This window comes from Collinsella sp. AF16-8 (assembly GCF_003462695.1).
Classification (GTDB): Bacteria; Actinomycetota; Coriobacteriia; order Coriobacteriales; family Coriobacteriaceae; genus Collinsella.
The window spans coordinates 363,346-376,532 of record NZ_QRXX01000001.1 but is presented as its reverse complement, the minus strand read 5'-3'; the positions used below and the strand labels follow the sequence as shown (position 1 = coordinate 376,532).

At 56.6% G+C, this 13,187-nt stretch carries 13 protein-coding genes, 4 tRNA genes and 1 pseudogene; 13 read left to right on the top strand and 5 right to left on the bottom strand.

Going from position 1 to position 13,187, the window contains the following annotated elements; translation table 11 throughout:
- The first annotated feature begins 51 nt into the window (after nucleotides 1–51).
- The 13 genes and pseudogenes from DWW73_RS01670 to DWW73_RS01610 all read left to right on the top strand — a co-directional run bounded on the left by DWW73_RS01670 (nucleotide 52) and on the right by DWW73_RS01610 (nucleotide 7,302).
- Nucleotides 52–885, top strand: coding sequence for a MurR/RpiR family transcriptional regulator (locus DWW73_RS01670; protein ID WP_158550121.1), 834 nt, complete (start codon nucleotides 52–54; stop codon nucleotides 883–885).
- Between the two features lie 431 nt (nucleotides 886–1,316).
- A tRNA-Tyr gene (locus DWW73_RS01665) sits at nucleotides 1,317–1,398 on the top strand.
- A 10-nt stretch (nucleotides 1,399–1,408) separates the two neighbouring features.
- A tRNA-Thr gene (locus DWW73_RS01660) sits at nucleotides 1,409–1,484 on the top strand.
- Between the two features lie 3 nt (nucleotides 1,485–1,487).
- Nucleotides 1,488–1,564: transfer RNA gene (locus DWW73_RS01655), tRNA-Met, on the top strand.
- A 96-nt stretch (nucleotides 1,565–1,660) separates the two neighbouring features.
- A complete protein-coding gene (gene tuf / locus DWW73_RS01650; RefSeq protein WP_117563790.1) occupies nucleotides 1,661–2,851 on the top strand; it encodes an elongation factor Tu in 1,191 nt (396 codons plus the stop codon).
- A gap of 277 nt (nucleotides 2,852–3,128) precedes the next feature.
- Nucleotides 3,129–3,278 (top strand): 50S ribosomal protein L33, encoded by a 150-nt coding sequence (rpmG, locus tag DWW73_RS01645; protein ID WP_022093895.1) that lies wholly within the window; start codon nucleotides 3,129–3,131, stop codon nucleotides 3,276–3,278.
- A 13-nt stretch (nucleotides 3,279–3,291) separates the two neighbouring features.
- Nucleotides 3,292–3,367: transfer RNA gene (locus DWW73_RS01640), tRNA-Trp, on the top strand.
- 76 nt (nucleotides 3,368–3,443) lie between these two features.
- The gene (gene secE, locus DWW73_RS01635; protein WP_117583102.1) at nucleotides 3,444–3,782 is read left to right on the top strand and encodes a preprotein translocase subunit SecE; all 339 of its coding nucleotides are present in this window, start codon (nucleotides 3,444–3,446) and stop codon (nucleotides 3,780–3,782) included.
- 3 nt (nucleotides 3,783–3,785) lie between these two features.
- Nucleotides 3,786–4,322: a transcription termination/antitermination protein NusG gene (gene nusG / locus DWW73_RS01630; protein ID WP_006234984.1), complete on the top strand. Its 537-nt coding sequence runs from the start codon at nucleotides 3,786–3,788 to the stop codon at nucleotides 4,320–4,322.
- A gap of 120 nt (nucleotides 4,323–4,442) precedes the next feature.
- Nucleotides 4,443–4,871: a 50S ribosomal protein L11 gene (rplK, locus tag DWW73_RS01625; RefSeq protein ID WP_022093893.1), complete on the top strand. Its 429-nt coding sequence runs from the start codon at nucleotides 4,443–4,445 to the stop codon at nucleotides 4,869–4,871.
- Nucleotides 4,872–4,988: 117 nt separating this feature from the next.
- Entirely contained in the window at nucleotides 4,989–5,696 is a 708-nt protein-coding gene (gene rplA, locus DWW73_RS01620) for a 50S ribosomal protein L1 (protein ID WP_117736544.1), read from the top strand.
- A gap of 312 nt (nucleotides 5,697–6,008) precedes the next feature.
- Nucleotides 6,009–6,728: pseudogene (locus DWW73_RS01615) on the top strand (hypothetical protein).
- Nucleotides 6,652–7,302 (top strand): isocitrate/isopropylmalate family dehydrogenase, encoded by a 651-nt coding sequence (locus DWW73_RS01610; protein ID WP_233502585.1) that lies wholly within the window; start codon nucleotides 6,652–6,654, stop codon nucleotides 7,300–7,302. The pseudogene DWW73_RS01615 and the gene DWW73_RS01610 overlap by 77 nt, the downstream one beginning before the upstream one ends.
- A gap of 351 nt (nucleotides 7,303–7,653) precedes the next feature.
- Here the strand turns inward: DWW73_RS01610 and DWW73_RS01605 are convergent, their stop codons facing one another.
- From DWW73_RS01605 to DWW73_RS01585, 5 genes are all read right to left on the bottom strand, one after another.
- On the bottom strand, nucleotides 7,654–8,784 hold the full coding sequence (locus tag DWW73_RS01605; RefSeq protein ID WP_117635373.1) for a DUF4179 domain-containing protein: 1,131 nt from the start codon (nucleotides 8,782–8,784) through the stop codon (nucleotides 7,654–7,656).
- Nucleotides 8,765–9,325 (bottom strand): RNA polymerase sigma factor, encoded by a 561-nt coding sequence (locus DWW73_RS01600; protein ID WP_117583099.1) that lies wholly within the window; start codon nucleotides 9,323–9,325, stop codon nucleotides 8,765–8,767. Before DWW73_RS01600 ends, DWW73_RS01605 begins: the two co-directional genes overlap by 20 nt.
- A gap of 232 nt (nucleotides 9,326–9,557) precedes the next feature.
- The gene (locus tag DWW73_RS01595; protein ID WP_117778574.1) at nucleotides 9,558–10,268 is read right to left on the bottom strand and encodes a metallophosphoesterase; all 711 of its coding nucleotides are present in this window, start codon (nucleotides 10,266–10,268) and stop codon (nucleotides 9,558–9,560) included.
- Complete coding sequence (locus tag DWW73_RS01590) at nucleotides 10,265–12,181, bottom strand: BMP family ABC transporter substrate-binding protein (protein WP_117778573.1); 1,917 nt, start codon at nucleotides 12,179–12,181, stop codon at nucleotides 10,265–10,267. Before DWW73_RS01590 ends, DWW73_RS01595 begins: the two co-directional genes overlap by 4 nt.
- A gap of 94 nt (nucleotides 12,182–12,275) precedes the next feature.
- Nucleotides 12,276–13,043: a mechanosensitive ion channel family protein gene (locus DWW73_RS01585; RefSeq protein ID WP_117778572.1), complete on the bottom strand. Its 768-nt coding sequence runs from the start codon at nucleotides 13,041–13,043 to the stop codon at nucleotides 12,276–12,278.
- Nucleotides 13,044–13,187 lie beyond the last annotated feature (144 nt).

Sequence of the window (13,187 nt, the reverse complement as noted above, 5' to 3'; positions counted from 1 at the left end):
TTGATTCAATAAATGAACCATGATTTCGAGGAGAGCGGAAAGAGGGATCACGTGAATATCAATGACTTCGATGTGCTCAATCGCATTAGCTCAATCATCAACAGCGAGTTTGGGTCAAACGATGCCGCCATCGCTCGATATCTCATCGCTCACATTAGGCGTTCGAGCGAAATCAATGTTGCCGCAATAACCCGCGATGCATTCGTGACCCGTTCCGCTGTTCGTCGTTTCTGCAATCGATTGGGCTACCAGTCTCTTAGCGATTTGAAAGAATCATTTACTCAATCAGTCTTTCCAAGCGACTTAAGCCATCGAGAGGAGGAATTTGGCTACGAGGAGTACAGGGCAGAGCTCGACGTTCGCATGATCGAGATGTTCGCTGAGGTTGAAAGCGGCGTGTCCGATATCGCTATTAAGCACCTTGCCGACGAAATTGATGGCCATAAAAACGTTGAAATCTGGTGCACCAATAATGTGAGCGCCAATCTCGTACGATTTCAGCAGGAAATGTTTTATGCGGGCAAGATAGTTCGCATAGTTGCTGGGGCTAACGTCGCGGAATTGAAAAACATGGGAGACGTTTCGCAGTCATTGATAATTCTCGTATCGGTCTCCGGGCTATTTGCGTCACAGGCACGTGAGTATCTTGATTGCCGTTCGGGCAGGAAGATTCTAATTACTGCGTTTAGCAACGATGACAAATCGAGGTCTTTTGACCGTGTATATCGTCTTGGTAATGCGGGAAACGGAATTGACCGACTCGGCGTTTATTCGAAATATGCCATGACTTATTTCTTCGACTTGCTATCGTCGTGTTACTTGAGTCGCTACCCCTGCACCAAGGGGGAGCCGCTCTATGGGTCTACTTTGGCCTGGCCCGAGTAGTTCGGCTCTATAGTTCTCCAGCCTAGAGAATGAGCGTGGATAATCTGCCACTTTGGCCTCAGAAACACGCCAAAAGTGGGAGATTATCCACGCTCGATGTCAAACGGGAGAAAATCCACGCTGAATTGTGCCGGTGAAGGCCGATCACGACCTATGTAATAAGCGCAAGGGATCCGTTATCGAGGGTCGAGACTGCAGACATACTCCATCACGCCAAAGTGTGCCCTTGGGAAATGACGCCAGCATTGCCAAATTCATCACTCCACATAATCAAACTCAGCAAAACCGCAGGTCACGGCTATATAGATACGCCCGGAACCGTGTATCTAGAGGTTTTCGTTGACAGCCCCCAAGGTTGCATCGTATTATCTTTTTCGTTCGCGGGGGCGGCGGTCCAAAAGACCAAAGAACCTGCGGATACTTGAACGATTGGGAGTTTGCCCGAGTGGTTAATGGGGACGGGCTGTAAACCCGTTGGCTCTGCCTACATAGGTTCGAATCCTATAGCTCCCACCCGTCAAGTGCCTGTATAGCTCAGTCGGTAGAGCACTTCGTTGGTAACGAAGAGGTCACCAGTTCAAGTCTGGTTGCAGGCTCCATCCGGCGGTGTAGCTCAGTTGGTTAGAGCACACGGTTCATACCCGTGGCGTCACTGGTTCGAATCCAGTCACCGCTACCATAGGTAACACGGTGGCTTCTCAATAGTATGTTGAGAGGCCACTATGGTATAAAGGCAAAGTCCCGTCCGGGGACGACCTGTTTAGAGGAGGGCTTTATGGCCAAAGAGAAGTTTGAGCGCACTAAGCCGCATGTTAACATCGGCACCATTGGTCACGTCGACCACGGCAAGACCACGCTGACCGCTGCCATCACCAAGGTTCTCTCCGAGACCGAGGGCTGCAAGGCTGACTTCACTGCGTTCGAGAACATCGACAAGGCTCCCGAGGAGCGCGAGCGCGGCATTACGATCTCCGTCTCCCACGTCGAGTACGAGACTGCTGCCCGTCACTACGCTCACGTTGACTGCCCGGGCCACGCTGACTACGTCAAGAACATGATCTCCGGTGCTGCTCAGATGGACGGCGCTATCCTGGTTATCGCCGCTACCGACGGCCCCATGGCTCAGACCCGCGAGCACATCCTGCTCGCCCGTCAGGTCGGCGTTCCCTACATCGTCGTCTTCCTGAACAAGTGCGACATGGTCGACGATGACGAGCTCATCGACCTCGTCGAGATGGAGACCCGTGAGCTCCTCTCCGAGTACGATTTCCCCGGCGACGACATCCCCGTCATCCGTGGTTCCGCTCTGGGCGCTCTCGAGGGCGACGCTAAGTGGATGGACGCTATCCGCGAGCTCATGAACGCCGTCGACGAGTACATCCCGACGCCTGCTCGTAACAACGACCTCCCGTTCCTGATGGCCGTTGAGGACGTTATGACCATCTCCGGCCGTGGTACCGTTGCTACCGGCCGTGTCGAGCGCGGTGAGCTCAAGCTCAACGAGCCCGTCGAGATCGTCGGCATCAAGGATACCCAGAACACCGTCGTTACCGGTATCGAGATGTTCCGTAAGTCCATGGACTTCTGCGAGGCTGGCGACAACGTCGGTCTGCTGCTCCGCGGCATCAAGCGCGAGGACATCGAGCGCGGCCAGGTTCTCTGCAAGCCCGGTTCGGTTACCCCGCACACCAAGTTCACCGGCGAGATCTACGTTCTGACCAAGGAGGAGGGCGGCCGTCACACCCCGTTCTTCGATGGTTATCGTCCTCAGTTCTACTTCCGTACCACCGACGTTACCGGTACGGTCAAGCTCCCCGAGGGCACCGAGATGGCTATGCCTGGTGACCACATCACCATCGAGGGCGACCTCATTCACCCGATCGCCATGGAGGAGGGCCTGCGCTTCGCTATCCGCGAGGGTGGCCACACCGTCGGCTCGGGCATCGTCTCCACGATCATTGAGTAAATTAGCTCTTTGATTTAGCTGACTTAGAGAACCCGGCACTTTTAGGGTGCCGGGTTCTTTTCTACGCGGGGCTTGTTCCCTGCCGATTGCGCTTCGCTCGCCCTTAAGCCGAGCGTCGGGGATCGATTAGATCTCGCTGGCTTCATTGATGTGTTCCAAATATGAATGGATTCAGCGAGAACCAATTGATTCGAGGTTTTCATTGACAGCACTTACATAGAGCTGATAAAGTACCATCTCGTGCCCGTACGGGGCGGATATGAAAGGTTCAGGATACATGCGTACTCTAGTTACTCTTGCGTGCACTGAGTGCAAGCGCCGCAACTATACGACCACCAAGAACAAGTCGACCATGCCTGATCGTATGGAGATCAAGAAGTATTGCCCCTGGTGCCGTCACCACACGCTGCACAAAGAGACTCGCTAGTCTCTAGTCACATACGCCAGTAGTTCAATTGGTAGAGCATCGGTCTCCAAAACCGAGTGTTGAGGGTTCGAGTCCTTCCTGGCGTGCCAGTCATTATTCCGTAAGCTCCCAATTGGGGGCTTACGGTTTACTCATGTATAAGCGCATTGCGCGGAGGTAACCCAAATGGCCAACAAGAAGAACAAGAAGAAGGCTCAGCAGCCGGCACCTGCCAACAACGCTGCCGCCAACTCCAAGGTTGAGGCCAAGAAGGCCGTTGCCAAGAAGAACGAGAAGGCTGCGAAGTCCAAGAAGAACGAGAAGCCTGGTTTCTTCGCCCGCACCAAGAAGTATTTCGCTTCGGTCAAGTCTGAGATGAAGCGTGTCACGTGGCCCGATAAGAAGGAGCTCGTGAACTACTCGGTCGTCGTTTGCGCTTCTCTGATCGTCGTCGGCGTCGTCATCGCTCTGCTCGATGCTGGCTTTGGCGAGGCTCTTGCTCTGTTCTCTGGATTGAGGGGCTAAACCATGTCTAAGCGTTGGTACGTCGTTCACACTTACTCTGGATACGAGAACCGCGTTAAGTCCGATCTCGAGCATCGCATCGAGACTATGGGCATGCAGGACCGTATCTTTGATATCGAGATTCCTATGGAGCGCGTCACCGAGATTAAAGAGGGTGGCAAGCGTGAGACCAAGGATTCCAAGATCTTCCCGGGTTATGTCCTGGTCCGCATGGAGATGGATGACGATGCATGGACGTGTGTTCGCAACACGCCCGGCGTCACCGGTTTCCTGGGCGGCAACGGCAAGCCCGCTCCGCTTTCCCGCGACGAGTACAATAAGATGACTCGTCGTCCCGGTAAGGGCGATTCGCCCAAGCGCACCTCGGTTGATATTCAGGTCGGCACGTCCGTCCGCGTCACCGATGGCCCGCTTACCGACTTTGATGGCAAGGTCTCCGAGGTTAACACCGAGGCAGGCAAGCTCAAGGTCACGCTGATGATCTTTGGCCGCGAGACGCCGGTAGAGCTCGACTTTAACCAGGTCGCTGTCATCGCTTAAGTTTTCGTCCGTTCGCGCGAGCGTGCTTCTTCTGTGACTGCTCATCTCAGGAGTGCTTCTAACACGTGCGTGCTTACGATATAGCAAGTACTTCACACTCGTGATTCGAAAGGAATGACCATGGCTGAGAAGAAGGTTGCCAACGTCATTAAGCTCCAGATTCCTGCTGGTGCAGCTAACCCCGCTCCTCCCGTCGGCCCCGCCCTGGGCGCTGCTGGCGTGAACATCATGCAGTTCTGCCAGGCCTTTAACGCCGAGACGCAGGACAAGAAGGGCGACATCATCCCCGTTGAGATTTCTGTCTACGAGGACAAGTCCTTCTCCTTCATCACCAAGACCCCGCCGGCGGCTCACCTCATCAAGAAGGAGCTGAACCTCAAGTCTGGTTCCGCTAAGCCCCAGGCCGACAAGGTCGGTCAGCTCTCCCAGGAGCAGCTCACCAAGATCGCCGAGATCAAGATGCCGGACCTCAATGCCAACGACATTGACGCCGCCAAGAAGATCATCGCCGGTACCGCCCGCTCCATGGGCGTCACCATCGCTGAGTAGCGATTTCTTTAGGTAATGACGGGTGCTCCGACCGGGGCGCCCGTTAAATGTGTGCAATAGGGCACACGATACGATGTGGGAGGGCTCACGCCCGTTTAACCACAGGAGGTAATGCACATGGCTAAGCATGGTAAGAGCTATAACGCCGCTGCCGAGAAGATCGATCGCGCCACGCTCTACACCCCCCTTCAGGCTGCCAAGCTCATTAAGGAGCTCGACACCGCCAAGTTCGACGAGACCGTCGAGGCCCACTTCCGTCTGGGCATCGATACTCGTAAGGCTGACCAGAACATCCGTGGTTCCATCTCCCTGCCCCACGGCACCGGCAAGACCGTTCGTGTTGCCGTCTTCGCCGAGGGCGAGAAGGCCCGCGAGGCTGAGGCTGCCGGCGCCGACATCATCGGTTCCGACGAGCTTGTCGCCCAGATTCAGAAGGGCGAGATCAACTTCGACGCCGCTATCGCTACGCCGAACATGATGGCCAAGGTTGGCCGCATCGGTAAGATCCTTGGTCCCCGTGGCCTCATGCCGAACCCCAAGCTCGGCACCGTGACCATGGACGTCGCCAAGATGGTCTCCGAGCTCAAGGCTGGCCGCGTTGAGTACCGCGCCGACCGCTACGGCATCTGCCACGTGCCCCTGGGCAAGAAGTCCTTCACCGAGCAGCAGCTCGTCGAGAACTACGCTGCCCTGTACACCGAGATCCTGCGCGTCAAGCCCTCTTCTGCTAAGGGCAAGTACGTCAAGTCCATCTCCGTGTCTTCCACCATGGGCCCTGGCGTCAAGGTCGATCCCGCTATCCAGCGCGACTTCCTGGCTGAGTAACTAACAGTTACTGCCTGAGCAAAGCAAGCATTGCTAAAGAGACCCGGTTCTGCCTCGTGCAGGACCGGGTCTCTTGCTTTTGAGTCAACGAAACCACCACGAAGGGGACAGGCACCCTTGTGGTGGTTTTACTTGTGTTGTACTTTAGCGCGATGTAGTACTACCCGAGGCCGAAGGGAGCCCAACATGTTTAAGAACACGCAACAGCTCCTAGGCCTAGCGCTACTAGATTGGATAGCGCGCTAGGGTTGTAATCTCGCTATAACGATTTGTTGTACCCGGGTGCGCTATCGTCTGCCGCTTTCAGGCGTGATGAGCGACACGGGTATTTTTCTATCTCTAGGCCTTCTCTCTCTCCTGAAAGCCATCTGTCATAAAACGGTCAATCAGGAGGAACATATAAGCCGCAAAATCACAATCTTTGACGCCACCCTGTGCGACGGTGAGCAGTCGCCGGGCGCCAGCATGAATACCGAGGAAAAGCTCTTCATCGCCCGCCAGCTGGTGCGCATGAACGTGGACGTTATCGAGGCGGGCTTTCCCATCTCGAGTCCTGGTGACTTTCGCTCCGTACAGGAGATTGGCAAGATTGCGGGCGACCGATGCACGGTATGCGGCCTGACGCGCGCTGTCGACAGGGATATCGAAGTGGCTGCAGAGGCGCTCAAAACGGCCCAGAGGCCCCGTATCCATACAGGGCTGGGTGTGAGCACCAGTCACCTGCGCGACAAGCTCCATATGACTGAGGAAAGGGCAATTGAGTGAGCGATCCATGCCGTCAAACATGCTCGCAAGTTCGTTGACGATGTTGAGTTTTATGCCGAGGATGCCGGCCGCTCCGATCAGGAGTTTCTGGTGCGCATTATCGAGGCGGCCGTAAAGGCCGGTGCCACGGTCGTGAACATCCCCGATACGATGGGCTACAACATGCCGTGGGACTTTGGCGCCCGCATCCGTGACCTGCGCGGGCGCTGCGGGTGCGGCCGGTCAGCGTGCGGTCGACGTGATGGAGTATCGCGAGTACGAGATTGAGCGCATTGCGCGCCAGGCATTTGAGGCGGCGCGCAAACGTCGCGGCAAGGTGACGAGCGTTGATAAGCGCAACGTGCTGGAGACGAGCCGCATGTGGCGCGAGATCGTGCATCGCGTGCAAGACGAGGAGTACTCCGACGTGGAGCTTGAGGACCTGCTCGTCGACAACGCCGCCATGCAGCTCATCAGTCGACCGGCAGACTTTGACGTCGTGGTGACGGAGAACATGTTCGGCGACATCCTGTCCGATGAGGCGGCTCAGATTACCGGATCGCTCGGTATGCTTGCCTCTGCCTCGCTGGATGATGGCGTATCGCTGTTTGGGCCGAGCGCTGGCAGCGCTCCTGACATCGCGGGGCTCGGCGTGGCCAATCCGCTGGCTCAAATCTTGTCGGTGGCGATGCTGCTGACCTACGCGCTCGACATGGGCGAGCAAGCCGCGTGGATCGAGAGCGCCGTGGCGCGCGTGCTCGACGAGGGCTGGCGCACCCGTGACATCGCCGATGTCAACACCCCGGCAGATAAGATCCTCGGCACCACGACGATGGGCGACAAGGTCGTCGCCGCGCTGTAGGCGATGCCGATTCAAGCTGTCAAATATCTCAATCTGTAACATCTAAGGGGCAAAATCGTTCCTACCTGTTACAGATTGAGATTTTCGGCTGAGCATCCGTGGTCTGTCTCGATCTGTAACAGCTAACCGATTATTTGGGCCCTACCTGTTACAGATTGAGACAAACCGTTGGGACAGGTCGGACGAGTCAGCAAAACCACCACAAAGGTGCCGGTCCCCTTCGTGGTGGTTTTTAGCGCAACGAGGTGTTCCCAGCCGACCATACGGGCGGCCTTGCGCTCACGCTGCTCGATGACAGCGCATCTTTAGACGCGAAGTGCGGAACCGGGTGCATATACGAGCCGCGTAGCGTTACGAATTCATGGGAATGACCGTATCGCCAATTTGTACGCTTGCAATCTTGTCTGTGTCACAAACTTGCGAGAACGGCCAGGTCTTGTGGACATCAGTGGTGCCGTTATCCAGTTTATTTGCGAAATAGCCGCTGTGGCTGGTTGCGTCCTCAACATGACCGTCTTTGAACGTCACGATGAGGGGTATGTTGCCAACGGCATCCATAGACTCCTCCATGTTTTGAGACATCTTGCCGCTGTTGTTGTCGTGTTCGATGGAACGATCTATGTTGTAGCGGACTGAAACGCCAACGCAGGATACGGTGGCCTCTTGAATCGTCGCCTTGGTGCCGTTAAAGTTGACCGATTTGGGCGCGGGAATCGTAACGGATGTATCTTCGTAATTCAGCTGGAACTTAAGATCCCATGGGCCCGTAAGTATTTTCTTATACTCGGGAAGCTCTTTGCCAGCACGTGGCACAACGAGAGAGTTGATATGCGTGCGGACGGTCCTGCCCATAAGGCCGGGTGATTCAACGCTGAACTGTGCAAAGTATTGAATGCTGGAGTCATTGGGGTTCTTGTCAATGAGCCATGATTGGCCTTGGCCGCCATGCTCGCCATCAACGTATACGTTTCCATCGACACTTCCGGCGATAGTTCCGTTCTCGCCCGGCTCGGAAAGCTTTTTCAGGGCAGCGGGATCGTCGAACGTAAGCGTATAGGCGATGGTAACCATATCCTTGTCGCCCATGATGGCGTCGGCGGTCACGGTGACTCCGTTGTTGGAGCAGCTAGCACCGACGGGCCGGCCAATACGGTCGATGATCTCGGTTTGAGAAGCAGGTCCGTCAAAGATGTCGGAAAGCATGTCAGAAGGAAGCGGCAGGACGCCTGTTGCCATAGCCGTGCCAGCGCCTCCAATGACGATAGCGAGGACTGCCGTTACAGCGGCAATGCGAGCGACTGTTCTTACGGGATGGCGGGCGATGCGCGGCTTGCGTCGCGTGCCATTAAAGTTGCTTTGAGCGGTCGCCGCATCGCTCGAGGCGACGGACTGAGCAATCGAGTTTGCCATGTGCTGCTTCGCATTATCGGTAAACGAAATGTGCTCCAGGGCGTGGCGATAGTCATTCGAATTCGTAGTCATTGTGGTCTCCTTTCAAGGAAAGCCGAAGTGACGCACGTCCGCGGCTAAGGTGCTGGGCGGTTGCAGCTGGCGTCGCGTGAACGGCGTCTGCGATTTCCCTGATGCTCATGCCTGCGTAGTAGTGCAAAAAGATGGCGATGCGCTGTGCTTGAGGCAGGGCCGTGACAGCGGAAAGAATGGCGCAGTCGCGTTGCGCGAATTCTTGCTCGGTATGTGTTACGGGTGCGCAGAAATCGGGGAGCGAATCGAGGTCGACAACCGGGTGATTCGCGTGCGTACGGCCGATATCGCGACATGCGTTCAGTGCGACTCGGATCACCCAAGCACGTTCGTGTTCGAGCGAGTCGAACGGTTGAGTGCGTTGGAGAATCTTGATCAGCGTGTCCTGGCAGATGTCTTGAGCGTCGTCAGCGGATCCAAGGGCCGAATAGCACAATCGAAGGATGAGGTCGGAATACGTGTCGACCAAGCGCTTTGCTTCCCGCTCGATCTGATCGGCATCGCATCGGAGCGTGCTATTGCGGTTACGGCGTGCAGGCATAGTGTCACCTCCAATTGGTCGTGGTGGATATAGGGAAGGCGTCTCGCGAGGTCCCTCTACATACAACACGGTCGAGACTGCATAAGTTGACAAAAAAAGACGGCACGTGAGCGCCGTCCTTACAAAACAATGAGTGTTCTCGTTAATTACACAAGCACCGTGATGGACAGGTCGGACGAGTCAGCAAAACCACCATAAAGGTGCCTATCCCCTTCGTGGTGGTTGTTGGCAGTTACCAGGGGGTTCTGGCGGTTGAAGACTCGATTGCTTCGTGGCGTTTGAGCTCGCGGCGCATGGTTTGCGAGTTGAGCCAAGCGGCCTTCCAACCGCGCGTGGGGTAGCGCGCCTCGTCAATTTCGATCTTGGTATAGCCGCAGGCGTTGACAATCTTCGTTCCGCATGGGTGTTGGCGCTCGCGTTGAAAGTTGGGGCCGTAGCTTTGGTGCACATGCCCGTGAATCATATAGTCGGGACCCCAAGACTCAAGAGCCGCATTAAAGCACTCGAATCCTCGATGCGGCAGGTCGTCCAGGTCGCCCATGCCTGCGACGGGTGCATGGGTAAGTAGAATATCGCATCCGTCTACCAGTGCGATTTTTCGCGATAGCTTGCGCATGCGTTTTGCCATCTCGCGCTCGGTATACATGTTGGCACCGTCTCGATAGCGCATGGAGCCGCCAAGCCCCGCAATGCGGACGCCGCGATACACGTACACGGTGTCTTCGACACAAATACATCCGCCCGGTGCATGACGTGCATAGCGGTCGTCGTGGTTGCCGCGTACGTAGATAAGCGGTTTGTTGATGACCGTGACCAAAAACTCAAGATAGTCCGGATCCAGATCGCCAGCGGACAAAATCAGGTCGACACCCTCAAAGCGCTCCTTGCGAAAGCACTCCCATAGGCATCGCTCTTCGGTATCGGCTATGGCAAGGATCTTCATAGGGCGCGGACTTTCGGCTCATCGTCGAGTTGTGGAATGGTACCCACCACGTTGTCGGCCAGCCAGTCCATCTCGACGATTTGCGTGCTCGGCAGTGGGGGAAAGCCCTCGATCTGCACCATGCCGTCTTGGCTATGGAGCTCGCCGCCAAATGGATTGATGGAGCCCTCGACGATGCCATTGCGGAGCAGCTGAACAAGCTTGCGCGTCTGATAGGGCAGGCCCGGAGCGTAGCGAATGTCGATGATGCCCGAGCTCATACCATACCAGTAGTTGACGGCACGAACCTGGCTGTCGTCACTGGTCTCATCCCAGGTGCCGTGCAGCAGGCTTCGCACGATAAGCTCGTAGTATCGGCCCCAGTTCCATACCGGCATGGCGATGCCGACGACCTTGCCATCGACCAGGCGGTGGAGTCCGTAGGCCGTAGGGTCTTCGAGCGACTTGGACATGTCAGCGCCGGTCATAACGCTCACGCCTTCGCGGCACATGGCCTCGGCAAGACCGCCGGCGGGCACATCGCCCCAGGTCAGGATAATTTGCGCGCGGGGGTCGAGCAGCGAGGCGCCAATCGCAAAGGCGTTGATCTCGCTAAGCGCGCCCGAGGCGAAGACCGACGCGTGGTAACCAATGCGATGGTTGTCCGCCATACTGGCGGCAAGGGCGCCCAGGAGGAACTTGGCCTCGTACATCTTGCCAAAGTACGAACGGACGCTTTGGTGGGGAAGGCCGATAGAGCAGTTGAGAAACCGCACCTGGGGATACTCAACGGCTGCCCTGAGCGTGTATTCCATCAGACGGTGCGAGGTCGAGAAGATGACGTTGTCTCCATGTTTGACAGCCGTTTCCACGGCGGCGTAGAACATGTCCGGATCGTGGCAGTCCTCGAATGCCTCGGTGCGCACGATGCCGCCAAAGTGCTCGTCGAGATACTGGCGCCCCTGGTCGTGCAGGCTGTCCCAGCTCGACGTAACGCAGGGGAATTCATGGATAAAGGCGATGCGCAGGGGGTTGGCAGCCGAGTAGACGGTCTTGCCCATAAAGAAGTTGAGCACGCCGGAGGTGGACTTGGCGGGTGTCTCTTCCTCATCGACGCTCGGTGCCTCGACAAGATCGACCTTGTCCTCGTCATTTTTGCCGGCAATGATCAGCTCGCGCCAAATCTTGCACAGGCGGTTTACGACGATGTCCGTCGGCGTATCCAGCAGGCGGTCCTGGTTGTACACGTTGAGGTAGACGAGCATGGCGTCGGCGGGCGTAATGTCCAGATGGTCGCCGCCGGCGCGCAGGTAGGCGCGTTTAAAGAGTAGGAAGGTGTGGCGCAGGTAGTCGACCTTTTTCTGTGGCCACTTTTCGACAAGGTCCTGGCCGAGCATCTTGGCGAGCGTCTCGTAGCTTCCCTCGCGCGAGAACTCGATCTCGTATAGGGGACAGACGCGCCAAAACGCGCAGAACTCGCCGTACAGGCGACTTTCGACGGAATCCCATTTGCTGGGGTAGAGACGGGTGACCTTGGCCGAAACCGTCGGGGCGTCCAGGAATTTGAGGACGCTGACGCGCTTGTTGCCCTCCTGGACGTAAAACCGATGCATGAACTCGGTGACGATGATGGGGTCGCGATAGCCCTCGGTCACCTGGATGTCGTAGAGGTTGGACCACTTGCGGGCGAACTCGGTGTTAAATGGCAACAGGGGCATAAAGTTGCACGAAAAGGCAGACTGACGACCCTTGGTAACCGTGCCGACGACCATTTCGAGCGGAATGTCCCTTAGGCCGACGCTCTCTCGCTGACCTAAGGGGAGCTGGGCAACGAGGCTATCGAGGTCTGTAAGGTACGGGTGCTCGCTTTGGCTGATGGCGTGACGGCGTCCCTGCTCGCCGCGCTTGCGTGCTTGACGATAGGCCTCTTCCATGGTGTCTACTCCCTTAGTCGTTTAAACAACGATATGAACCATGGTACCACGATGCGAAACCACCACAAAGGTGCCTGTCCCCTTTGTGATGGTTTTAGGCGATGATGGGGGCGATGGCGCGGATGCAGGCGTCGGCTGCCGTGAAGGTGGTGCTATCGTCGCTGACGATAAAGATGATTTTGCCCTTGACGCCAAAGTCGCCGATCTCACTAAAGAGCACGTACGGCTCCTTGTCAAAGCCAGAGATGGGAAGCACCGCGGCCTTGGTGGCGTCGGTAAGCTCATCTGCCAGCGCATCCAGCGAGGCCCACTTGGACGTGTCCTTTACGGCAACGGGCACGGTAACGCGCCCAAAGGGCATCAAGTGCACGAGCGTGTTCTTGGAGATGTTTGAATTGGGGACGATGATGGTCTGCCCGCAGGCGTCCTCGATGGTCGTATGGCGCCAGGTGATATCTTGGACCACGCCCGACACGCCGCCGACCTCGATATTGTCGCCGGGTTTGATAATGCCCATAAACGTCACCTGCATGCCGCCGATGAGGTTTGACAGCGTGTCCTGAAAGCCGAGTGAGATGGCGATGCCGCCGACGCCAAGAGCGGCGACGAGGGCGTTTGCATTAATGCCAAAGCAGTTGTCGAGGATAAAGCTGCCGCCGATCGTCCATATGACGGCGCGCGCGATGTTGATGAAGATGCTCGATGCTGGGAGCGGGTTATCATCGCGGCTAAGCAGGTGGTGCAGGGTCTTGGACGCGATCTTGGCGGCAACGGCCGTGCCGATAGCCAAGATACCTGCCCAGATGATGTTGTGGACCCATTGTTGTGCAAAGAAATGAAGAATTGGCTCAAACAATTCCATGTAGGGAAACCTCCTCATGATCGTTCAACCATGATACCCACCAAGAAGCCCGTCCGATCACATCGGACGGGCTTCTGCGCTCGATATAAGGGTTAACGAAAACCACCACAAAGGTGCCTGTCCCCTTTGTGGTGGTTTTCTAGG